Source organism: Staphylococcus sp. GDY8P45P (genome assembly GCF_017892745.1).
Taxonomy (GTDB): domain Bacteria; phylum Bacillota; class Bacilli; order Staphylococcales; family Staphylococcaceae; genus Staphylococcus; species Staphylococcus cohnii.
On record NZ_JAESLS010000006.1, the window covers coordinates 531,203 to 554,954 of the forward strand.

Here is a 23,752-nt window from a genome sequence, read left to right on the forward strand (position 1 = left end):
TTTATACACCTAACCTTTATATAGATACATAGGTTCAGCTTCTGTATCATTGCTTATAATTGATTTCAAATCACTTAATTCATTTTTGAATTGATCTAGTGTTGATTTAGTTGAATAGATAGAACTAAACCAGCCTTCATCTGCACTATATTTAAACACTTCTGCATCCTTTGCTTTTATGTCATTTTTAAGTGCTTTTAACGCATTATCGTTATAACCAATTTCATCAATCAAACCGTTCTTTTCGGCTTGTTGCGCACTATAAATACGTCCATCAGCTAACTTTTCAACCTTTTTCTTTGGCATATCTCTACCTTCTGCAACAATATTAATAAATCTTTCATAACTATCATCTAATACAGATTGCAAAATATCTTTTTCCTCATTAGTCATTTCTCGAGAGCTACTCATAATATCTTTATGTTCACCAGATTTAATGACATTTTCCTTAATGCCTAGTTTTTCTTGTAATCCAGAATAATCAACGTTTGACATAATAACGCCAATGGATCCAGTAGTAGATTGAGGGCCAGCATATATTTTATCGGCAGGAGCAGAAATATAATATCCACCAGACGCAGCCATCGCATCCATATGTACATAAACTTTTTTATGTTTTTGTTTTATTTCTTCAATTTTTTTATAAATTTCATCACTTGGGTATGTACCTCCGCCAGGTGTATTAACGGTTAATAAAACACCTTTTATCGAGCTATCTTTTTTCACTTTATCCAACTGTTTAAGAAATGCTTCATGATTATAACCAGAACTTCCAAACATTCCTTCACCAGTACCTTCACTAATTTCACCATTTAAAGTTAGGTGTACAATGCGTTTTGAACTGTCACCTTCTGATTCTACCGTTTCAGTAAAAGGATCCATTTCCGACATGCCATCTTCACTAAAAAGCGAAGATATCACAGTAGATATCGAACTCATAACAATACCACCAAGCACGATTATTACGGCAAGTACTATTGCTATTATTCTTTTTTTCGACATAACGTATTCACTCCCAGAATATTTTTTCAATCGTTCCAAATACAATTTAAACATAATCAATTAAACAATGTATACCTTTATAAGAAAAATAAAATAAGAGGAAGATCTGAGTGATATAGAAAACAAATCGTTTTAAAATGAAAAAAGCTGAGACATTTTTTTGTCTCAGCCACATGCGCACACCCGAATACCATTGAAGTATTACAGTTTAATTTTCAACATGATCAATTGATTAATTGCATAATATAATCGTAAGCATTTTTAATAATCAAAACAGCAGTTACTACAATAAATAAAGTTTTTACATAACTGACACCTTTTTTAATTGCGAATGTCGCCCCAACATACGATCCGCAAATCATACTTACTGCCATAATCAAACCATAAAAATAGTCAACTTGATCTAATATCATAAACAAAATTAAAGCGCCTAAGTTAGAAGCAAAATTTAATACTTTTGCATTGCCAGCAGCGCCTAAAAAATCAAAACCGAACATAAGTAGAATAAAAAGCATAAATGAGCCAGTGCCACCACCTAAAAAACCATCATAAAATCCAATAAGCGACATAATACTTACAAATAAAATTGCTTTACCAAATGTCAATTTTGTATATGTACGTACATTGCCCCAATCTTTTTTCACCAATGTATAAATCATGACTAAGGTCAAAATAATGATAACCAGTGGTTTTAAAAGCTCGGCTGGCAGAAATGTGGCTACACTCGCGCCACAAATTGCTAAAATAAATACAAATGGAAATAACTTTCCTACTATCTTCAAATCGACATTACCCGATCTCAAGAAACGAAATGCACTTGTGAGTGAACCAAATGAACTTGCTAATTTATTTGTACCCAAAGCAACGGCTGGTGGCATACCAACAGCTAATAATGCCGGAATAGAAATTAAACCGCCGCCACCTACAACAGCATCAATAAACGCTGCTAAAAACCCTAGAAGTATAATTATAAGAACGATCGAAATATCCCAATCTAGCATAATTCCATCCCCTGTCTGTTTTATTCTTATGTCTGATTAGCTAATGTTGTTTGTATGGAATTGAATATTCATAATAAAAGTTAAAATAAATCATCTGCCAGTGCTTGCGTTTCAGTATCTTTTTCACTTTGATAGTCTGGCGTAATTATTAATGTTTCTATTTGTTCAAATGCTTCCTGTACAAGTGGTTCAAAATCATACACTGTTTCAAATTTTTCCACCTTTTCAATATCTGGCTCCGTCACAGGATTTTTAGGTGTAAAGATTGTACAACAATCTTCATATGGTTGGATAGATACGTCAAATGTGCCAATTTCTTTAGCTTTCTTCACAATGTCTTCTTTATCTAATGTTAAAAGCGGTCGTAAAATTGGTGTAGACGTCACATGATTGATAGCATACATACTCTTAAGGGTTTGACTTGCAACCTGCCCTAAATTCTCTCCATTTACTATGGCATGTCCTTCAATATCATGCACAAGCTTGTCCGCTACTCTCATCATCATTCTACGTGTTGAAGTCATCGTATAGCGCTCATGTACCACTTTGTTTATTTGTTTTTGTAAAGCAGTGAATGGCACGATATGCAATTTTATAGGACCTACATGAGAGGACATGATTCTTGTAAGTTCAATTACTTTGTCCTTAGCCTTTTCACTCGTAAATGGTGGACTATGAAAATGAATGGCTTCTACAGTAACGCCTCTTCTCATAACTTCAATACCAGCTACTGGAGAATCTATACCTCCTGATAACATAAGTAATGTCTTACCGCCTGTACCGACTGGTAATCCACCAGATCCAGCAATTACTTTATCATATACATAAATAGCGTCTAATCGAACCTCTACTTTAATCGTATGGTTCGGGTTATGTACGTCTACTGTAAGATTATCAGTAGCGTTTAGCACTGTACCACCGAGTTCTTTTTGCAATTGATATGTATCAAACGGAAAGTTTTTATCTGAACGTTTGACATCAATCTTAAATGTATCTCCATGTGCATAACCTTGTGCAAATTTTACTGCTAAATCACGTACTGCTTCTATTGTTTTATCAATTTTCAATACAGGACTAATAGAATAAATACCAAATACTTTTTCTAGTCGACGACACATTTCTTCAATATCTGCATCTTCATACAATTCAATGTACATTCTATCTCTATTGGCTTTGACGTTATATCCTTGCAGTGGCATTAATGCACGCTTGACATTCGAACGTAATTTATTAACAAACATTTTACGGTTAGCACCTTTTAAAGTCAACTCACCATATCTCACTAAAATGTGATCATAAATCATATTAACAACTCCTTCACTTCTTCATATACAAGCTTAAATTTCTCTTTAAAATCACGAATATCTTCTACGGTAGTGTTGGCACCCATCGATATTCTAATACTGCCTTCTATTTGCTTTTTTGGAATATCCATTGCTAAAAGCACCTCGTTCAATGAAGCTTTTTTGGATGAACACGCACTTGTAGTAGAAAGCATAATATCATATTTTGAAAATGCATTTACTAAAACCTCACCTTTCACACCCGGAAAGCCAACATTCAAAATATGTGGTGATGCACCGCTAGGAGAATTAACTTTCACGCCAGTAAATTCATTTAAAAATCGTATAATTTCTTGATTGAACTCACTTAGTTTTTCATACAGTTGCGTACTTTCTTTAGCAGCGATCTTTAAAGCTTTTATGATAGCTATATCAATAGGAAGATTGACTGTGCCACTTCTAAGTCCATACTCTTGACCGCCACCATGCACAATTGGCTCAATTTGATGTAAATTACGAACAAATAAAAGACCTTGCCCTTTTAAACCATGAAATTTGTGACCACTTAAACTCAGTGTGTCAGCAGCTTCAAAATTTAAAGCAATTTTACCTACTGCTTGTACTGCATCGACATGCAAATGTGCTCTAGGGTATTGATGGACTATTTTTGACACTGCTTCGACAGGTTGAATTTGTCCCATAATATTATTGACATGCATACAAGTCACGAGTGCTACTTTGTCTGACATTAACGATTCCAAATGTTCTAAATCAATTTGTCCATCCTTTGTAATATTTACATATCTTATTTCGAACCCTTCAGTTTCCAATGAACGTACTACCTCTAAAACAGAAGGATGTTCTAAAACAGAGGTAATTATGACATTTGCAAATGCCTTTTTCTTGTATGCAATTCCTTTAATCGCAATATTATTCGATTCAGTTGCACCACTTGTAAATACAATATCAAAATCTTTTTCTAATTTAAATAGCTCTTTGATTTGATCTTTTGATTGTTGTAATAATTGCTCTGCTTGTATACCTGCTTTATGTGGGCTATTAGGATTAAAATATAACGACTCATTTACTTTTAAATAGGTATCTAATACATCTTGTCTTGGTTTTGTTGTCGCTGCATTATCAAGATAAATCAATGTTTTCACTCCAATTGTATATCATTTTATATTTTTAAACGCTTCATATTTATATTTTATGTCAACATTTCATTTCATATTTTAAAGTTTCCCTTTTAGCATTATACTCGCTTTTATTAAAAAGAAAAAAGAGTGAAACAGAAATTGATTTTTAAAATATAATTTCTTCATCACTATCGAAATAAATTTTTGAATGACCATTAAATATTAATAATCTATTAATGCGAACATCTACGTCCAACAAATTATTCGAGGCTGGAACATAAAAATGTTCCAGCCTCAAATAAGATTACTATTATTTAGTTAATAACTTGTGTTTCAATTTGTTTTGTAACGCCCGGTTCTACACTTTCAAGCGCTTGTTCAGATATTTCAATTGAGCGTTTGTAACGATTGTTTTTAAATAAACGTTCCGCTTCGTTAAGACTTTTATCAATATTTGAACTTTCTTTACGATAACGGTTCCCATATTCGATTAATTTTTCAGCATAAACTGCATTAACGAGGACATCTGTAGCTTCATCTTCAAATTTATTCATTTGTAAGACTACTTTAGATACTTTATCTTTAAGTTGTTTTACATGAATCGGTCTTACACTGAATTTTTTATTTACTTCACGTACTTCGTAGTCTATTTCATTTTTCATAATGATGAATCTTTCAGGTACACTTGGTAAATTTGACGCCAAGAGTTTTCTATAAACTTCTTCTTTTTTACTTTGTACACGCAAGATATTTTCTTCTGCTTCTGCTTCATCTTCGCGAAGTTGAATTAAATGATTTTGTAATTTTTCTTGTTTTTCATTGATAACATCAACATGTTCTGCGATATATTTCAAGTTATCTTGAACTTCGCTATATCTTACAGCTGACTTTGCCATTTCTTGTAGAATTTCATCATAAACTGAAATCATACTCTGAATTTCATTTTCAAACTGTCTGACATTTTGAACATCACTTTCATTTATATAATAATTTTCACGCACATATTCAATTTCAGTTTGTAATGTATAATTCATTTCTTTAGCTCTAAATAAATTATCTGTGATGACTTCTTTTGTTTCTTCTACTTCATTTTTTGCTTTCACTTCATGTTCGATTAATTCATACATTTCATCAAGACGATCATTGATACTATTTAATTTATCATTTGCTTCGTCTAATTCTAACCTGCTAATCATCGGTTCTACAAAACTCAATTCTGTTTTAAGCGTCTGTAATGAGCTATCAATTTTGACATGGTCTAAATCATAACCTTCGACTTTCAAATCTCGACATCCATATTTTAAATCTTGGAATTGACCTGGTAATTCCTTTTGTGCTTCTCTAATTAATTCAGGAATTTCATCCATATCTTTTTTAAGATAATTCATATCTTCATTTAGTGTTTTGATGTGATCATACGCTTGGTTATAGTTGCCGTCTTCTTTTAATGTTTCGTATGTTTCCATCTCTGGAACAAAAGTTTCAATTTCTTGTTCCAATGGAGCAGCCGCTTCACCGAATTGGTGTCTATTGGCTAACACATCACGCTTCATTTCACGATAATCCACCTTACATTCTTCATATAAGTGGTCACTTTCTTTATGTAGATTTAAAATGTTTTCAATATTTGAATTAAGTTCGTTGTAGTTTTCTTCATATTTATCCATTAGTTCATGTGCTTCATCAATCTCAGTTTGAGCTTGTGAAAACTTAAATTTATCAAGTAATCCTTCCGCTTGATGAATTTTTTCTTCTACTGGCAATAAATATTGATTTTTACTATCTAATGCATTTTGTTTTAAACCGTTATAAGTCGTTTTTGTTTCCCCAGTTAAAGTTAGCTCAGATAATTGAGATAGACTTTCATCATAGGGTAATTGTTCTACTTTTGATTTACGCGTTTCAGCCTTTTCAATCATTTGGCTTTTGTTGGAACGCATATAGAATAATACACCGACAATAATCAGTATAATGACAATAATTGCTAAAATGACATACAATACCATATGTTTTCTCCTCCTATTTTATCACTATTCATTATAACGTAAGATACCTACCCATTAAAGAGAAAATGAGTGAATCATCTCAATTATTTAAAATTAATCATAAGTTCATTCTCACCTAAATCATATGTATAACGATATTTTGAAAAACTTCTAAAATCTATTGATTGATTACTATTAAAACAGTCTTTATAATAAATGAAAAGTAAAAAGTGAGGTTTTTTTATGCTAGAGGTCACTGAAACAAATTATGATTTATTACAAAAACAAGTTTCAAGTTTAATTGAAGATGAGTCAAATATGATTGCTATCCTAAGTAACGTATCTGCATTATTAAATGACTCAATAGATCAAATTAACTGGATTGGCTTTTATTTAGTAGAAGATAACGAATTGATTCTCGGACCATTTCAAGGGCACCCTGCTTGTGTACATATCGCTATTGGTAAAGGGGTATGTGGTACTGCTGTTGCCCAAGATAAAACGCAATTAGTAGAAGATGTCAATGCGTTTCCTGGTCATATTGCCTGCGATGCTAACAGTAAATCTGAAATTGTAGTACCGATTCATAAAGATAATAATGTAATAGGTGTTTTAGATATAGATGCACCTATCACAAACCGTTTTAATAATGAAGATAAACAAGGATTAGAAGCAATTGTAAAAATCATTGAACAACAATTATCATAAATTGTATGTTTATCTGTCACAAACAAACAAAACGCAAAGTCGACTATTGACAGATTAATATATCATGGTACAATGTTCTTTGTGTGAATAAACGAAATTAGCAGTTGTATATTAATTGGCGCTATGTTGTTCCCAAAGTGGGCGTGCCGTGTAACCGTAGCTATGAGGCGAGGACACATAAAACAATATATCCAATTAAGCATACAACACTCTTTTTTGTTTTTTCATAACAATAAAAGAGAAAAAGGAGGAGTCAATTTATGGCTCGATTCAGAGGTTCAAACTGGAAAAAATCTCGTCGCTTAGGTATTTCTTTAAGTGGCACAGGTAAAGAATTAGAAAAACGTCCATACGCACCAGGACAACACGGTCCTAACCAACGTAAAAAAATGTCAGAGTATGGTTTACAATTACGTGAAAAACAAAAATTACGTTATTTATATGGCATGACTGAAAGACAATTCCGTAACACATTCGAAATCGCTGGTAACCAACATGGTGTACACGGTGAAAACTTCATGCAATTACTTGCTGCACGTTTAGATGCAGTTGTATATTCATTAGGTTTAGCTCGTACACGTCGTCAAGCACGTCAAATCGTTAACCACGGTCATATCGAAGTTGATGGTAAACGTGTTGACATTCCGTCATACACACTTAAACCTGGTCAAGAAGTTTCAGTACGTGAAAAATCTGCTAAATTAGATATCATTGCTGAATCTGTTGAAATCAACAACTTTGTACCTGATTACTTAGAATTTGATGCAGACAACTTAAAAGGTAAATTCATTCGCATTCCTGAACGTAGTGAATTACCAGCTGAAATCAATGAACAACTTATCGTTGAGTACTACTCAAGATAATAAGTTTCATACTCAAACACCGACAATTTTTTGTCGGTGTTTTTTTATTTCTCCATTCTAATTCATATGCAATGAACCTTTATGCTATATTAAAGCTCTTCTTCATGTTTGCCATTGCATTCACTAAATGTTAAAGAAAGATATAACATCCCCTCTGCACGCCCTTTCAATTTTACTTTTTACTTCACTTTGTTTATATTTAGTAAAAAGGAGTGTTATCATTGAAAATCAGAGCTTTAGAAGAAACAGATTTAGACTTTGTACATCATTTAAATAATGAATATTCCATTATGTCTTATTGGTTTGAAGAACCTTATCAGTCTCTAAGTGAATTACAATCACTCTACAAAAAACATCTATTAGATGAATCTGAAAGAAGATTTATTATTGAAAATGATTCTGAACGTATCGGAGTCGTTGAATTAGTAGAAATTGATTTTATACATAGCAATTGCGAAATACAAATTATCGTGGATGAAGGATATGGTGGTAAAGGATACGCCTCTCAAGCATTTAAAATGGCTATAGATTATGCCTTTTTAGTGTTAAACCTTCATAAAATATATTTATTTGTAGACGTTACGAACGAAAAAGCTGTACATATTTACCAAAAACAAAACTTTAAAATTGAAGGTACCTTACAAGAACATTTCTATACACGGGGAAAATATAATGATTGCCATGTAATGGGACTTTTAAGAGATGATTGGATTAACCAACAAAAATAAACGTATAACTGTAAATGAAACTTACTTTTGTAATGTAAATAGAATCTACATTTAAACAACAAAATTATAGAAAATATTCGCTAAATAACATGCATAAGTCCCACTTCTCAATTTATTGAGTTAGTGGGACTTATCCATGAGCTTTAGCTTAACTAATCTTGAAATCTAAATTATCTTCCCTTGTCAGACTGCATGTTAAAAAAGTTACTTCGATGTCTATACCATGTCAATTTTGATAATATATTCCAATTTAAATCTATACATTAACAGAGCAGATAAAGTGATACCTCAAACTTTTATTTAAAACTAATCATTGACTTAACAAAATAAGTGATGTGGTTTGTCAGAAATAAGGCCATCTACACCAATACGTATCAGTTTTATCGCTTGCCTTTTTTCATTAACAGTATAAGGCATTACTTTCAATCCATAGTCATGTGCCTTCTTCATAAACGCTTCCGTCACTAATGCGTAGTGCGGATTAACATAGTCTGCATATTCAGCTATTTTTTTAAAAGATGGCATTTTATACCAATATCGTTTTTTGCTGATTAAAATACCTAATCGATAACCATAATGCTTCAGATATAGTTGCTTTATAAATTTTTGATCAAATGATTGAATGATCACTTGCTTCTTATCTAGCTCATATTGCTTTAGTTTATCTATTAAATCATTTTCAATGCCAGGATAGTTTTTAGGTTGTTTCATTTCTATTAATAATAACTTGGGCGATGCTTTGATTAATGTTAATACTTCATCTAATGTAGGCAATGTTTGTTTTGTATATCTTGGACTACTATTTATGCCATAATCAAATCTTCTTAAATCATTAAGTGTTTGTTCTTTAACCTTCCCACTACCATCGGATGTTCTGTCAATAGAATCATCATGTAACACAACTAACTGACCATCCCGCGTTTTATGTAAATCTATCTCTAATATATCTGCATTGCTTTGAAGGGCAGCTTGAATTGCAATGATAGTATTTTCTGGATAATCCATTGCCAAGCCACGATGCGCAACTAACATTATGTGATGATTTTCGAATTCAAATGACATAAAAAGTGCCCTCCCCTTTCAATATAAAGTAGAATCATCTAAACTTAAGTTATCATAAAAACATTGGAGGTCAAAGCAATGGTCCAACATCAATTTAAAGTAACTACAAAATGGGCAGATGGACGTGAATCAGTCGGTAAACTATCTGGTGATGTTTTAGATGAACAAATATCTATCCCAGCAGGTTTAGGAGGAAATGGAACTGGTACGAATCCTGATGAGTTACTAGTTTCTGCAGCATCATCTTGTTATATCATTTCCCTTGCAGCTGTATTAGAACGCTCAGGTTTTACGCAGATAGATATCCAACAATCAACAATTGGATTAGCTATATTTGAAAATGCCAAATTTAAAATGGACACGATTACACATTATCCAGAAATAAAAGTGGATACAACACAGAAAGAACAATTAAAAAAGAAACTACCAAAGTTACTAAAGATTGCAGACAATAATTGCATGATTTCAAATTCTATAAGAGGCAATGTCGACGTCAAAATAGAACCAATATTAAAATAATTTTGCAATCATTTTATGTATGACGGAATATGATTATAATAACAATGTATGCCCTTACATATTATTTGAAATTTGAATATATTTAATAATTTTAAATTTTTACACTTTTATATTTTCTGAAAATTTGCTAAACTTGACAATCATAAGCATTGGGGGAATTACACATGAAATATTATCATCCTTTGTTACTTACACCAGGACCTACACCTGTACCAGAACATATATTACACGCTACACAATTACCAATGGTCGGACATCGATCAAGTGATTTTGAATCAATCGCAGAACAAGCTTTTAAATCACTTAAACCTATCTTTGGCTCTAAAAATGAGGTTATGATACTTACTTCAAGTGGTACAAGCGTACTTGAAGCGAGTATGTTGAATATAGCAAACCCAGATGATGACATTGTTATTATTGTTTCTGGTGCATTTGGCAATAGATTTAAACAAATTGCAGAGACTTATTACGATAATGTACATATATTTGAAGTTGAATGGGGTCAAGCAGTTAATGTTCCTGATTTTATCGACTTTTTAAAATCTTTAAACACTGATATCACAGCAGTCTTCAGCCAATATTGTGAGACTTCTACAGCTGTATTACATCCTGTACATGAACTAGGTAAAGCATTAAGCGACTTTGATTCATCGATTTATTTTGTGGTTGATGGTGTCAGTTGTATTGGAGCCGTTGATGTAGATTTAGATCGAGATTATATCGATGTCCTTGTTTCAGGTAGTCAAAAGGCAATTATGCTTCCACCTGGTCTTGGATTTGTAGCTTATAATAATCGTGCAAAAGAACGATTTAACGAAGTAATAACGCCTAGATTTTATTTAGATTTAAATAAATATTTAAAATCATTGTCTGAACATTCAACACCTTTCACACCTAATGTTTCTTTATTTAGAGGTGTAAACGCATACGCCGAACTAGTTAATTCAGAAGGATTAGATCAAGTGATAGATAGACACTATGCAATAAGAGATGGACTAAGACAAGCTTTGAAAGCATTAGATTTAGAGTTATTGGTCCAAGATGCTTATGCATCTCCTACTGTCACTGCGTTTATTCCAAAATCTAAAGATGAACTGAACTATATTAAAAATGAATTAAAAAATAGATTTGCCATTACGATTGCTGGTGGCCAGGGTCATTTAAAAGGTCAAATATTACGTATTGGCCATATGGGTCAAATATCGCCTTTTGATATTTTACAAGTTGTATCAGCGTTAGAAATACTATTGTCAGAATTTAGAAATGAATCTTATGTTGGTAAAGCTATCACACAATATATGGAGGTCGTAAAAGCATATGTATAAAATTTTAGTTTCAGATCCAATTTCACCAGATGGTTTAAAAAATTTAACAGATCATAGCGATTTTAATGTCGACATTCAAACTGATTTGAATGAAACAGAATTAGCTGAAATCATTCCTAACTATGAGGGTCTAATTGTACGAAGCCAAACCCAAGTCACTTCTAATATCATTGCTGCTGCACCAAACTTAAAAGTCATCGCACGTGCAGGCGTTGGTGTGGATAATATTGATGTAGAAGCTGCTACTAAACATGGTGTTATCGTTATTAATGCACCTGATGGGAATACAATTTCAGCTACTGAACATTCGATGGCAATGATTTTATCCATGGCACGTAACGTCCCTCAAGCCCACCAATCATTGAAAAACGGAAAATGGGATCGTAAAGCTTATAGAGGAACTGAACTTTATAACAAAACATTAGGTGTCATTGGTGCTGGGAGAATTGGAATTGGTGTAGCAAAACGTGCACAAAGCTTTGGTATGAACATACTTGCTTTTGATCCTTATCTGTCAGAAGACAAAGCTAAAGAACTTAATGTGACACGTGCTACAGTTGATGAAATTGCTGAACAAGCAGATTTTGTAACAGTGCATACCCCACTAACACCAAAAACAAGAGGTATTGTAGATAAAGCATTTTTTGAAAAAGCAAAACCGACCCTTCAAATTATCAATGTTGCGCGCGGAGGTATCATTGATGAAGATGCGCTTGTCGAAGCATTAGATACCAATCAAATTCAGGGCGCTGCAATTGATGTATTTGAAAGCGAACCTGCAACTGAATCACCACTTGTTGCGCATGATAAAATAATTGTCACACCACACTTAGGTGCATCTACTGTTGAAGCACAAGAAAAAGTTGCAGTCTCCGTTGCCAATGAAATCATAGACATATTTGAACACGGTAATGTCGTTAATGCGATTAACGCACCAAAAATGTCCTTCAATGAAATTAATGATGAATTAAAGCCATATATTGAATTAAGTAAATTAACTGGTGAAGTAGGTATTCAATTATTGGAAAAAGCCCCACGTGAGTTACAAATTAAATATAAAGGGGATATCGCACTGGATGATACAAGTTTACTTACTAGAACCCTTGTATCAGGTGTATTACGCCAAGATTTAGCGGAACGTGTCAATTTAATAAATGCCTTAGTGTTACTAAATGAGCAAGGTGTATCATATAATATAGAAAAAGATACTAAACATCGTGGATTTAGTAATTATATTGAATTAACTTTAATTAATAAAGACACACAAATTAAAATTGGTGCCACTGTACTAAATGGCTATGGCCCAAGAATCGTGCGTATTAATGAATACCCTGTTGATTTCAAACCCGAAAAACATCAACTGGTTATCAATCATAACGATAGACCAGGTATCGTAGGTCGTACAGGTCAAATATTAGGTGAATACAATATCAATATCGCTTCTATGCATTTAGGACGCACAAACCAAGGTGGTAATGCGTTGATGATTTTATCAATTGATCATCCTGTTACACAAGATGTCATCGATGCTTTATATGAAATTGAAGGATTTAATTTAATAAGAAGTGTAGAATTAGATGTTGCAGTAAGTGAAAATTATAATATTTAACAATAATAAGCTGAAAGGACAACAAAATGATTGTCCTTTCAGTTTTTTTAATCAAAGTACTTATATTTCAAACTATTATTAACCGCCCTATTCATGTTAATACTATTTCAGAGTCTAGGACATAAATGCACATGCTCAAAATAAGAGGACCAATCCTTAATATGGATTGGTCCTCTTTATATTAAAAATATTACAGTTTTGATCGTGCATGCTTGCCTGGGGATATGGCTCGAGCCTGTAGTCTCTCACTCACTCATACTATTCACCCGGTGTCAGCACATTACAAAATCGCTACAATTTATATTTTGTTATTCAAAAAAATAAGGCCTTTCGTATAATTTAATAAATCCCACTAAACTAAATTAACGAAGTGCCTTATGTATAAAGATTACAACATGACTCAACACTCTACCAATGGAAACTTCAGTTCTTATTCCCTCAAATGATATGTCACGACATGTGAATGAAATCGTTGAAACAATCTCTGAAATTGTAATCGATACATTCAAACATCATCGTGGTGCTACTCATATCATCCAAAATGTTTATATATGCGCTTTAGTACAAGTAAAACCTGTAACTCATTAATCGTAATCATCTTTATCAAGATGTGCTTATATACATTAATATTTCTTATATTCCTCAATCGTCAACGTTTGTATTATAATAAAATATCTCGAATTTCACCTACATGATTAACGATATATTCTGCATCATAACTTTCTAATTCCTCACGTGCATTTTGGCCTTTCAAACCTGTTAAAGGACCGATAAAAGTTGCGCCTATCTTTTTCGCACTTAATAAATCAGCTAATGAATCACCAACAATAAATACTTCATCTGGATTTACACGATTTTCTTGATTTGTTGCATATTTTTTATAATGTTCCATAATATTACCATCAAGCGTTGCTAAATAGCTAAACGGGTTTGGTTTCCCTAGCGGCTTTAATTCAGGAAAATGCTCTTCTGCATTCAATACGTCACTAGCTGTTACAATATGTAAATCATCAAACAAAGATTTAATGCCTAATGTCTCAAATGGAACAATTGTCTCAGTTCGTGGTCGACCTGTTGCAATAGCTATTTGGTAACCAGCCTCTTTCAAATCTTCTAACAATTGCTTGATTTCACTAACAGGTCTAAGCACTACCTCTTGATATATATAGCCCTTTTTAAAGTCAGTGCGTTGTTGTTTCTGTTCTACTTCATTATATAATTGGTAACCTAAATACCATTCCTGATAAATTTCTTGTGCTAGCGTCCAGAATGGACTTTTCAACTCAAATAATTCAGCATCTTCTGTATTTAACTGTACTTTTGCATGTTCAATTAATGCTTGGTATATATTTTCTTTACCAGAACTTAAACCATCTAAAAATGAAAGTGGTAATTCAAAATTAAGCTCAATATTTGAAATATGATCACCGAGAAATTGTAGCGTTTGTTCACTAAAGCTTTCAGTATTCAATGCAATAGATAATTCCTCTTGAGAAAGTGATTTGCATAAATCAATGTAATGTAATGCAATAACGATAAATAACATATCCCAGTTTGAATTCAAACCTAAAGATTTTAACTTTGTTAAAATTTCATCATGGTAGAAGACAATATCTCTTATTTCAGAAATTTGCTCATCATCCAGTTCATGAAAATCTATAGACGGGTCAATACCAATATAATCTTTACTCATTAACATTTCATAAACAGTTAATGCAGATACATCAAAGCACCTTTCTTCACTTAAAAACACACCATCAACATCAAATAATACCGACTTCATCTTAGTTCCTCTCCTTTAATCAGAAAATTCTGATACTAGTATATCGTACTATTTACATGTGAAAAGAGCAATGTATTTCCAAAAGACATATATAGAAAAATATTATTAATTTCATAGAATTAATTTGAAAATAAAATCACGCTTGAAAATGAAACGATAACATGTACTTATCGATTATTTCCAAACGTGATTTTATGAATTGCTGTATCTTTATAATAAATCTTTCAAAGGATGCTATCTAATTATGATCTTCTAATTGTGCTTCCATTTCGTCTGCTACTTGTTGTACTTGCGTACCAATGATAACTTGGGTGTTGTGCTTACCACTTGTTGTAACACCTACTGCACCAGCACCTTTAATCTTAGTTTCATCAATAATGCTATTATCATTGAGTTCCATACGTAAACGTGTAGCACAGTTTGTTAAAGAAGTAATGTTTTCTTTGCCACCAAGACCTTCTAAAATTTGACTAGCCGTTTTTGAATACTTATTTGTCTGTAACTCCCCTTCAGACTCAGCTGAATCTGCAGTGTCACCTGTTGTAGCTTCTTCAGATGTCGGATCAGGTAGTAAGTTATCACCACGACCAGGTGTATTAAGTTTCAACCATTTTATTGCTAATCTAAATACAACATAATAAATCACAAAGAACACTACACCTTGAACCATTAACATCAGTGGATGATTTGCTACTGGATTAATCAGAGATAGTAAAAAGTCAATTAATCCTGCACTAAATGAGAACCCTGCTGTCCAGTGGAATAGCGCTGCAATAAACAGAGATAAACCAGTTAATAGTGCATGAATGACAAATAGTATTGGTGCTACAAACATAAATGAAAATTCGATTGGCTCAGTCACGCCAACGAAAAATGCTGAAATAGCTCCACCAAACATTAAACCATAAACTCTTTTTTTCTGTTTTGTCTCAGCAGTATGATACATCGCTAATGCTGCTGCTGGAATTCCAAACATCATTACTGGGAAGAAACCAGCCATATAGCGTCCTGTAATACCTTTAACGGCACCATCACCTGTTTGGAATTTAGCGATATCATTAATACCTACTAAATCAAGCCAGAACACTGTATTCAATGCATGGTGCAACCCGGTAGGTATTAACAAACGGTTGAAAAAGCCATATAAAAATGCGCCGCCAGGTCCTAAATCCAATATCCATGTTCCAAATGTAACAATTGCTGAATACACAACCGGCCAAACAAATAACATAATAACTGCTATAAATATACTAAAGAATGCAGTTAAAATAGGTACCAAACGTTTACCACTAAAGAACGATAACGCTGTTGGCAACTCTGTTTTACTAAATCTGTTATACGTATATGCAGCAACTAAACCAATAATCAAACCGATTAAGACGTTTTGATTATTCATTTGTTCGAACGCTTCATTTACTCCTGTTTCTTTTACACCCAATAATGGTGCTAATTTTTCAGGACTAAGCACGACGGTTGTTAAGAAGAAACCAACAGCTGCAGCAAGCGCCACTGCACCGTCATTTTTTTTCGCCATACCTAAAGCGACCCCAATTGCAAATAATATTCCTAGTTGTTCTAGAATCGTTGAGCCTGCTGTAGAAAAGAACGCAGCTATAGTTGGCAATATACCGAGTGCTGTTAATGCATTACCAATACCAACGATAATTGCTGCTGCTGGTAACACTGCAACTGGCAACATGAGCGATCTTCCCAAACGTTGAAAGAAACTATACATAATCATTCCCCATTTCCCAATAAATTACCTAAAAAATCACCACATGTACAAAATGTCCACGTGGTGAATGAAAGCGTTTTACTTGTTGTCATTGTACAATTCCATAATAACACAAGTTCTATAAATTTCGTATATAAAATAAGATTCAAAATGAGTAAAATTAACTATTTATGTGCTGCATACGTATTTAATTCATTTTGTAATTGAATTGTTCTTTTTTCCAATTCTTTTGTTAAATATTCTAATTTTTCATTTCGTTTCATATCTTTAGGCAAGTTTTTTGTTTCGATGGGTTCACCAAATTTAATAATTGCTTTACCCGTGATTAAACCTTTGATTTTTTTGGGTCCAATATATGCCGCTGGTAAAATTGGTGCTTGAGCCATCATAGCGATTGTAACTGCGCCACGTTTCATCGGTGAGCCTTCATCATATTTCATACGATGTCCAGTTGGAAAAATACCGACTGTTTTATTTTCTTTTAATAATTTAATTGGCTTTTTCAACGTGCTTGGTCCAGGGTTTTCTCTGTCAACTGGAAAAGCATTAAGTGAACTTAAAAATCCACCGAACCATTTGCTATTAAACAACTCTTTTTTGGCCATATAATGAATTTGGTTTGGATAAATAGCCATACCTAGCATAATGACTTCATTGTAACTTTCGTGGGTACAAGTGACGACGTATCTATGTAATTGAGGGATGTTTTCTTTTCCTTGTACTTCTAATGATTTACATATTTTACGTAAAATAAAATTTAATATACCGCTAACAATTCTATACATTTTTCCACCTACTTTTTTTACCTTATATTACCCTATTGATTCTATCATTTAGTGCATTAATGAACAAGATAATTTATATTTCAGTCTAAAGTTGTATAGTGATATACTAGAAAAAGTTGGACAAACCTTTCATAATAGGTTTTATAGAATAAATCGGAGGTATAATATGTCAGAATTTAACAACGATCAAAATATAAATAATAAACAACCTGACGCGCAAACATCAAATAACACTCAGACGACATTTAGTAAACGAACAAAACCAAAATTCCCTTGGTTTAAAACTGTTCTTGTTGCACTAATAGCTGGTATCATAGGTGCACTCATCGTCTTAGGTATTGGCAAATTGATGGAGAATACTGTTTTAAATGATAATGGTTCAACCGTCAAAGAAGCGAATAATAATAGTAATGCTGGTAATTCATTAGATGGCAAAAATGATAAATATGATTCTGTCAATCAAATGATTACAGATGTATCACCTGCAATTGTCGGTGTCATCAATATGCAAAAAGCCCAAAATTTAGATGATTTGCTTAAAGGGAAATCTGCTAAATCTGAAGAAGCTGGCGTGGGTTCTGGTGTGATTTATCAAAAGAATAATGGATCAGCATATATTGTTACGAATAATCACGTAATTGATGGCGCAAGCGAAATTAAAGTACAATTACATAATTCTAAACAAGTAGATGCCAAATTAATAGGTAAAGATGCACTTACTGATATTGCTGTATTAAAAATTGATGATACCAAAGGTACAAAAGCGATAGATTTTGCCAACTCCTCTAAAGTTAAAACAGGTGACAGTGTATTTGCAATGGGCAACCCACTTGGTTTAGAATTCGCAAATTCTGTAACATCAGGTATCATTTCAGCAAGTGAACGTACAATTGATACACAAACATCAGCAGGTGCGAACAAAGTAAATGTACTACAAACAGATGCAGCCATTAACCCTGGTAACTCTGGTGGTGCGTTAGTAGATTTAAATGGGAATTTAGTAGGTATAAATTCTATGAAAATAGCGAATGAACAAGTTGAAGGTATTGGTTTCGCAATACCTAGTAACGAAGTGAAAGTTACAATTAAAGAACTCGTTAAAAACGGAAAAATCGATCGCCCTTCTATCGGTATTGGTTTACTAAATTTAAGTGAAATACCAGATGAGTATAAAAAACAATTAAATACGGATAGAAAACAAGGTATATATGTAGCAAAAGTATATGCTGATAGTGGATTAAAAGAAGGCGATATTATTACAAAAATTGATGATGAAAAAGTCACAGAAGATACAGAACTACGCTCTTATTTATATGAACATAAAAAACCAGGAGATAATGTTAAATTAACAATTGAAAGAAAAGGTAAAACACAAAGTGTAGATGTAAAATTAACAGAACAAAAGTCTAATACCACAGACTCATCTAAAGAGGAAGCCGTCCCTTTTAATTAATAAAATATGGTAATATGTTAAGAAAACAGGATACAAAACTTAATCTTTAAAAAAAGGAGTCTGGGACATCAATCATGTCCCAGACTCCTTTATATTGTCAGTAGATGTTAAAGTCCCACTACTCAATAAATTGAGTAGTGGGATTTATGCATGAACTTTAGTTCTACTTTTTTCAAATGTAGTCATCGCTACTAGTGGTGGGACGACAAAATGATTTTAATAAAATTAAATTTCAGTTCCGCTCACCTTTTATATTTCAAATCTTATTTATAATTGATCATAAAGTATTTTTTCTTACCTCTACGTACAATTGTAAATGCATTATCGATTTTATCTTCGTCTGACAATTCATAATTTACATCTTGTTGTCTTTCACCATTTATATAAATTGCACCATTATTTATATCTTCACGTGCTTGTCTCTTAGATGAAGATATGCCAGTTTCAACGATGGCTTCAACAATGTTCGAAGTCGTGTGGTTTAAGTCAACTTGCGGTACATCTTTAAATCCTTCTTTTAATTCTTTAGCTGAAAGTGATTTCAAATCACCTGAAAATAAAGCTTGTGAAATTCTAATTGCATCATCTAATGCATCTTGGCCATGAATAAATCTAGTAACATTTTCAGCTAATGCTTTTTGTGCTTCTCGTAAATGTGGTGCTTCTTGCAATGATTTTTCTAAATCATTTATTTCTGATTTACTTAAAAATGTGAAGTATTTTAAAAATTTAATAACATCTTCATCAGTTGAATTAATCCAAAATTGGTAGAATTCATAAGGGCTTGTTTTGTCAGCATCTAACCATACTGCTCCACCTTCTGTTTTACCAAATTTTTTACCATCAGATTTAACTACTAACGGAATCGTCAGACCAAAAGCTTCATTTTCCCCATACATACGACGCATGAGTTCAATACCACTAGTGATATTGCCCCATTGGTCTGAACCGCCCACTTGAATTTTACAATTGTATGATTGATTAAGGTGTCCAAAATCAATTGCTTGTAAAATTGTGTAAGTAAATTCAGTAAACGAAATGCCATGTTCTAAACGCGTTTGAATAGAATCTTTGCCTAACATGTAATTTACACCGACATGTTTACCATAATCTCGTAAAAATTCAATTAATGATATTTGTCCAAGCCAATCTTTATTATTAACTAGTTTTGCACCTTTATTTGTGTCAAACTCAAAAATTTTATGCATTTGTTTACTAATACCTTGAACATTGATTTCAACTTGTTCTTCAGTTTGTAACTTTCTTTCTTCTGATTTACCAGATGGGTCGCCTATCATTCCAGTACCGCCACCAATTAACACAAGCGGTCGATGACCATGCTCTTGAAAGCGACGTAAAGTTAAGAATGGTAATAAATGACCAATGTGTAAACTATCTGCTGTTGGATCGGCACCACAGTATAACGTAACTTGTTCTTTATTTAATAAATTTTCAATACCTGTTTCATCCGTTTGTTGATAAATTAAGCCTCTCCATTTTAATTCTTCAATTAATGCATTTGTCATGATATCAACCTCCTAATTAAATATTGATAAAGTTTTGAATAGGCTTTATTTGCATCGCTTCCATCATTCAAGAAAAATAATATTAGAAAATGCAAAAAAGCGCCCTTACATATTTATGTAAGGGCGCAAGTGCACGGTACCACCATACTTTAAGTCAAACAACTTTATTAATGATACGTTCATTAACTAAAACGTTTGGATAATTGCGTTATAAAGGTGTATTCATATAAAGATCAACGTTAGTTCACAGCAACCACTAACTCTCTGAAGATGATACAATATAATACTTCTCCTCTATCCAAAAACGATATCGAATTGATATTTATTATATTTAATTCTATTTTAAAAGTCAACAGTCTATCTTATGTTATAATACTGTTTAGCTAAGGAGGACCACAATGGAAAAACAAACGTTTGATACAGACATTCGTAAAAATAAACAACATACCAGACTGGAACAGTTTGAATTTATTTATAAAAAAATCAAACACTTTTTCGTAGGTTTGTTTTTCATATTTGGCTGTACTTTGCTTATTTTACTAGCAATATCTGTGCTTTATTTTCAAAATTTAACAGAAGAAGCAACGCATATGTCAGATAATGAATTAAAACATAAATTATTAAATGTGTCTGGTAATGAAGATATTGATTATAAAAGTGACAATATTTTATCAGAATATAACAATTCTATTAATACACTTATTGTTGGTCCAAAACATGTTGATAGCAATGTGATTAAAGCATTAACAGCTTCAGAAGACAGTTTGTTCTTTCGTCATAATGGTATATTACCTAAAGCGGTTTTAAGAGCAATTGGACAGGATATATTTAATTCAGTTGATGCTACTGGAGGTAGTACAATTACGCAACAACTTGTTAAAAACCAAGTTTTAACCAATAAAAAAACATATAACCGAAAAGCAAATGAACTGGTACTCTCAATGCGCGCAGAAAAAATACTGACTAAAGACGAAATTTTATATACATACTTAAATATTGTTCCCTTTGGTCGTGATTATAATGGCACAAATATTTCTGGCATTGGTTCAGCTGCTTATAGTATTTTTGGCAAACCTGCTGAGGATTTGAATATTGCTGAATCTGCTTATTTAGTTGGGTTATTACAAAGCCCATACTATTACACACCCTATAATGAGGATGGCTCACTTAAATCTAGCGATCAAATTCAAGTCAGTTTAAATAGACAACATTATGTGTTAAAACGTATGTTAGTAGAAGATGAAATTACCCTTTATGATTATAGACGTGCAGAAAATTATGACATTAAAGCTCATTTAATGACTAAATAAAATTAATCATATACATGTTTTTAATTTCTATTAAGTTAGCAAGTCTATGCATAGAAAAACACTTTCGTATTATTCATTTTAAATGAACTCAACGAAAGTGTTTTTATTTTAGTCTCACTAATTAAGATTAGTTTTTATGTGATTCGATAGAAATTGACGTTTGTATTAAAAAAAGAGGTTATATCCAAGACTCTTTTTTGTACAATTATTTAGAATAAACCTACTGCATGTCCATCATCTGTAACATCCATTTTTAATGCGGCGGGTTGTTTAGGTAATCCAGGCATTGTCATTATTGCACCAGTCAGTGCTACAATAAATCCAGCACCTGTTTTAGCTTCTAATTCCCGGATTGTAATTTCAAAACCTTCAGGTGCACCTAACAATGTAGCATCATCTGAAAATGAATATTGCGTTTTGGCCATACATACAGGGTAATGGTCCCAACCATTTTCCTTAAATTGTTTTAATTGTTTTTGAGCTTTACTACTAAATGTTACTTTGGTACCGCCGTAAATTTCTTTTACGATTGTTTCAATTTTATCTTCTAATGGCTGTTCTAGTTCATATAAATGTTTGAAATCTTGTGGTTGTTCGATTACTTCTAACACTTCGTTAGCTAAATCGATACCGCCTTTACCACCTTTTTCCCAAACTTCTGTTAAAGCTAGTCGAACACCATTTTCTTTTGCCCATTCTTGAACAAATTTTGTTTCTGCTTCTGTATCATGTATAAATGCATTTAATGCAATCACTGGTTCTAATCCATATTTTTTCACATTATTTACATGGCGTTCTAAGTTTACAATTCCTGCTTTTAATGCTTCAACGTTTTCTTCTTTAAGGTTGTCTTTTGCAACGCCACCATGCATTTTAATCGCCCGAATTGTAGCCACTACTACAACTGCTGATGGTTCAAATCCTGCTTCACGCGCTTTGATATCAATAAATTTCTCAGCACCTAAATCTGAGCCAAATCCTGCTTCTGTTACGACAATATCAGCTAATTCTCTAGCAGTTTGTGTAGCAAGAATTGAGTTACAACCATGTGCAATATTTGCAAATGGACCACCATGTACTAATGCAGGCGTTCCTTCTATCGTTTGTACTAAATTCGGTTTGATTGCGTCTTTAAGTATCATCGCTAAAGCACCTTCAACTTTTAAATCCGCAACAGTGACTGGTTTACGCTCTCTTGTATAACCTACCGTAATTTTGCTGATTTTAGATTTCAAATCTTGAATATCGTTAGCTAAACATAAAATCGCCATAATTTCTGAAGCCACTGTAATATTGAAGCCATCTTCTCGAGGTACACCTTGTGTTGGGCCACCTAATCCTACAATCACATTTCTTAGGGCACGATCATTCATGTCTAAAACGCGTTTCCACTCAATTCTTCTTTGATCTATACCTAAGTCATTTCCTTGATGAATGTGATTATCAATAAATGCTGATAAAGCATTGTTCGCTGTAGTAATCGCATGAAAGTCACCATTAAAATGCAAGTTAATATCTTCCATTGGTAACACTTGAGCATAACCACCACCTGTCGCTCCACCTTTAATACCAAACGTTGGTCCTAAAGCAGGTTCACGTAAAGCAACCATTACACTTTGCTTCAATTGGTTAAATGCGTCTGACAATCCCACTGTAACTGTTGATTTCCCTTCACCAGCTGGTGTTGGGCTCATTGCTGTTACCAACACAACTTTCCCTTTGTTCTCTTTTTGTTTAACTTGGTTGATATCTATCTTAGCCTTATAGTGTCCATATGGTTCTAAAGCATCTGCAGGAATACCCACTTTTTCAGCAATATCTCCAATTGGTTGTAATGTTGATTGATTAGCAATATCTAAGTCTGATAAATGTGCCAAATTAATTCGCCCCTTCTTATATAAATTTTAATCACTTTTAAAAATCAAATTTCAATCAG

General features: G+C 32.8%; 19 protein-coding genes and 1 pseudogene. 9 read left to right on the top strand and 11 right to left on the bottom strand.

Annotation, left to right across the window (positions count from 1 at the left end):
* Positions 1-9 precede the first annotated feature (9 nt).
* The 5 genes from sppA to ezrA form a co-directional block, all read right to left on the bottom strand.
* Complete coding sequence (sppA, locus tag KA873_RS07260; RefSeq protein WP_107383793.1) at positions 10-1,002, bottom strand: signal peptide peptidase SppA; 993 nt, start codon at positions 1,000-1,002, stop codon at positions 10-12.
* 224 nt (positions 1,003-1,226) lie between these two features.
* A complete protein-coding gene (locus KA873_RS07265) occupies positions 1,227-2,003 on the bottom strand; it encodes a sulfite exporter TauE/SafE family protein (protein WP_107383794.1) in 777 nt (258 codons plus the stop codon).
* Positions 2,004-2,083: 80 nt separating this feature from the next.
* Entirely contained in the window at positions 2,084-3,307 is a 1,224-nt protein-coding gene (gene thiI / locus KA873_RS07270) for a tRNA uracil 4-sulfurtransferase ThiI (protein ID WP_107505147.1), read from the bottom strand.
* Positions 3,304-4,440: a cysteine desulfurase family protein gene (locus KA873_RS07275; protein ID WP_107505146.1), complete on the bottom strand. Its 1,137-nt coding sequence runs from the start codon at positions 4,438-4,440 to the stop codon at positions 3,304-3,306. Before KA873_RS07275 ends, thiI begins: the two co-directional genes overlap by 4 nt.
* 299 nt (positions 4,441-4,739) lie before the next feature.
* Positions 4,740-6,431 (bottom strand): septation ring formation regulator EzrA, encoded by a 1,692-nt coding sequence (gene ezrA, locus KA873_RS07280; RefSeq protein ID WP_210140201.1) that lies wholly within the window; start codon positions 6,429-6,431, stop codon positions 4,740-4,742.
* Positions 6,432-6,653: 222 nt separating this feature from the next.
* Between ezrA and KA873_RS07285 the strand changes: the two genes are divergently transcribed.
* From KA873_RS07285 to KA873_RS07295, 3 genes are all read left to right on the top strand, one after another.
* Positions 6,654-7,118 carry a GAF domain-containing protein gene (locus tag KA873_RS07285; protein WP_107505145.1) on the top strand — a complete coding sequence of 155 codons (465 nt, stop codon included), beginning with the start codon at positions 6,654-6,656 and terminating at the stop codon, positions 7,116-7,118.
* 260 nt (positions 7,119-7,378) lie between these two features.
* On the top strand, positions 7,379-7,981 hold the full coding sequence (rpsD, locus tag KA873_RS07290; protein WP_019468598.1) for a 30S ribosomal protein S4: 603 nt from the start codon (positions 7,379-7,381) through the stop codon (positions 7,979-7,981).
* Positions 7,982-8,202: 221 nt separating this feature from the next.
* Positions 8,203-8,709: a GNAT family N-acetyltransferase gene (locus tag KA873_RS07295; RefSeq protein ID WP_107505144.1), complete on the top strand. Its 507-nt coding sequence runs from the start codon at positions 8,203-8,205 to the stop codon at positions 8,707-8,709.
* 318 nt (positions 8,710-9,027) lie between these two features.
* Here KA873_RS07295 and KA873_RS07300 read toward each other — a convergent pair whose 3' ends face one another.
* Positions 9,028-9,771, bottom strand: a complete 744-nt coding sequence (locus KA873_RS07300; protein ID WP_107504693.1) for a glycerophosphodiester phosphodiesterase — start codon at positions 9,769-9,771, stop codon at positions 9,028-9,030.
* 78 nt (positions 9,772-9,849) lie between these two features.
* Between KA873_RS07300 and KA873_RS07305 the strand changes: the two genes are divergently transcribed.
* The 4 genes and pseudogenes from KA873_RS07305 to KA873_RS07320 form a co-directional block, all read left to right on the top strand.
* A complete protein-coding gene (locus KA873_RS07305) occupies positions 9,850-10,290 on the top strand; it encodes an SACOL1771 family peroxiredoxin (RefSeq protein WP_107383801.1) in 441 nt (146 codons plus the stop codon).
* Between the two features lie 164 nt (positions 10,291-10,454).
* Complete coding sequence (locus KA873_RS07310; protein WP_107504694.1) at positions 10,455-11,615, top strand: pyridoxal-phosphate-dependent aminotransferase family protein; 1,161 nt, start codon at positions 10,455-10,457, stop codon at positions 11,613-11,615.
* Positions 11,608-13,224 (top strand): phosphoglycerate dehydrogenase, encoded by a 1,617-nt coding sequence (serA, locus tag KA873_RS07315; RefSeq protein ID WP_107504695.1) that lies wholly within the window; start codon positions 11,608-11,610, stop codon positions 13,222-13,224. The genes KA873_RS07310 and serA overlap by 8 nt, the downstream gene beginning before the upstream one ends.
* Before the next feature lie 377 nt (positions 13,225-13,601).
* Positions 13,602-13,772: pseudogene (locus KA873_RS07320) on the top strand (IS5/IS1182 family transposase); the annotation flags it as partial.
* Between the two features lie 113 nt (positions 13,773-13,885).
* Here KA873_RS07320 and KA873_RS07325 read toward each other — a convergent pair.
* From KA873_RS07325 to KA873_RS07335, 3 genes are all read right to left on the bottom strand, one after another.
* On the bottom strand, positions 13,886-15,007 hold the full coding sequence (locus tag KA873_RS07325; protein ID WP_107504696.1) for an HAD family hydrolase: 1,122 nt from the start codon (positions 15,005-15,007) through the stop codon (positions 13,886-13,888).
* A 238-nt stretch (positions 15,008-15,245) separates the two neighbouring features.
* A complete protein-coding gene (gene nagE / locus KA873_RS07330; protein WP_107504697.1) occupies positions 15,246-16,742 on the bottom strand; it encodes an N-acetylglucosamine-specific PTS transporter subunit IIBC in 1,497 nt (498 codons plus the stop codon).
* Between the two features lie 164 nt (positions 16,743-16,906).
* Positions 16,907-17,527, bottom strand: coding sequence for a lysophospholipid acyltransferase family protein (locus KA873_RS07335; protein WP_107384393.1), 621 nt, complete (start codon positions 17,525-17,527; stop codon positions 16,907-16,909).
* A 166-nt stretch (positions 17,528-17,693) separates the two neighbouring features.
* On the opposite strand from KA873_RS07335, the gene KA873_RS07340 reads away from it, so the two are divergent.
* Positions 17,694-18,980, top strand: coding sequence for a S1C family serine protease (locus tag KA873_RS07340; RefSeq protein ID WP_107504698.1), 1,287 nt, complete (start codon positions 17,694-17,696; stop codon positions 18,978-18,980).
* A 263-nt stretch (positions 18,981-19,243) separates the two neighbouring features.
* Here the strand turns inward: KA873_RS07340 and tyrS are convergent, their stop codons facing one another.
* A complete protein-coding gene (gene tyrS / locus KA873_RS07345) occupies positions 19,244-20,506 on the bottom strand; it encodes a tyrosine--tRNA ligase (RefSeq protein ID WP_107504699.1) in 1,263 nt (420 codons plus the stop codon).
* A gap of 398 nt (positions 20,507-20,904) precedes the next feature.
* On the opposite strand from tyrS, the gene KA873_RS07350 reads away from it, so the two are divergent.
* Positions 20,905-21,816, top strand: a complete 912-nt coding sequence (locus KA873_RS07350) for a biosynthetic peptidoglycan transglycosylase (protein ID WP_107504700.1) — start codon at positions 20,905-20,907, stop codon at positions 21,814-21,816.
* A 209-nt stretch (positions 21,817-22,025) separates the two neighbouring features.
* Here KA873_RS07350 and KA873_RS07355 read toward each other — a convergent pair whose 3' ends face one another.
* Complete coding sequence (locus KA873_RS07355; RefSeq protein ID WP_107504701.1) at positions 22,026-23,693, bottom strand: formate--tetrahydrofolate ligase; 1,668 nt, start codon at positions 23,691-23,693, stop codon at positions 22,026-22,028.
* Positions 23,694-23,752: the final 59 nt, after the last annotated feature.

What these genes read in the sequence shown, in the direction of transcription:
- sppA (WP_107383793.1), bottom strand. Translation starts at nt 1,002, where the DNA reads ATGTCGAAAAAAAGAATAATAGCAATAGTACTTGCCGTAATAATCGTG.
- KA873_RS07265 (WP_107383794.1), bottom strand. Translation starts at nt 2,003, where the DNA reads ATGCTAGATTGGGATATTTCGATCGTTCTTATAATTATACTTCTAGGG.
- thiI (WP_107505147.1), bottom strand. Translation starts at nt 3,307, where the DNA reads ATGATTTATGATCACATTTTAGTGAGATATGGTGAGTTGACTTTAAAA.
- ezrA (WP_210140201.1), bottom strand. Translation starts at nt 6,431, where the DNA reads ATGGTATTGTATGTCATTTTAGCAATTATTGTCATTATACTGATTATT.
- KA873_RS07285 (WP_107505145.1), top strand. Translation starts at nt 6,654, where the DNA reads ATGCTAGAGGTCACTGAAACAAATTATGATTTATTACAAAAACAAGTT.
- rpsD (WP_019468598.1), top strand. Translation starts at nt 7,379, where the DNA reads ATGGCTCGATTCAGAGGTTCAAACTGGAAAAAATCTCGTCGCTTAGGT.
- KA873_RS07300 (WP_107504693.1), bottom strand. Translation starts at nt 9,771, where the DNA reads ATGTCATTTGAATTCGAAAATCATCACATAATGTTAGTTGCGCATCGT.
- KA873_RS07305 (WP_107383801.1), top strand. Translation starts at nt 9,850, where the DNA reads ATGGTCCAACATCAATTTAAAGTAACTACAAAATGGGCAGATGGACGT.
- KA873_RS07310 (WP_107504694.1), top strand. Translation starts at nt 10,455, where the DNA reads ATGAAATATTATCATCCTTTGTTACTTACACCAGGACCTACACCTGTA.
- serA (WP_107504695.1), top strand. Translation starts at nt 11,608, where the DNA reads ATGTATAAAATTTTAGTTTCAGATCCAATTTCACCAGATGGTTTAAAA.
- KA873_RS07325 (WP_107504696.1), bottom strand. Translation starts at nt 15,007, where the DNA reads ATGAAGTCGGTATTATTTGATGTTGATGGTGTGTTTTTAAGTGAAGAA.
- nagE (WP_107504697.1), bottom strand. Translation starts at nt 16,742, where the DNA reads ATGTATAGTTTCTTTCAACGTTTGGGAAGATCGCTCATGTTGCCAGTT.
- KA873_RS07335 (WP_107384393.1), bottom strand. Translation starts at nt 17,527, where the DNA reads ATGTATAGAATTGTTAGCGGTATATTAAATTTTATTTTACGTAAAATA.
- KA873_RS07340 (WP_107504698.1), top strand. Translation starts at nt 17,694, where the DNA reads ATGTCAGAATTTAACAACGATCAAAATATAAATAATAAACAACCTGAC.
- tyrS (WP_107504699.1), bottom strand. Translation starts at nt 20,506, where the DNA reads ATGACAAATGCATTAATTGAAGAATTAAAATGGAGAGGCTTAATTTAT.
- KA873_RS07350 (WP_107504700.1), top strand. Translation starts at nt 20,905, where the DNA reads ATGGAAAAACAAACGTTTGATACAGACATTCGTAAAAATAAACAACAT.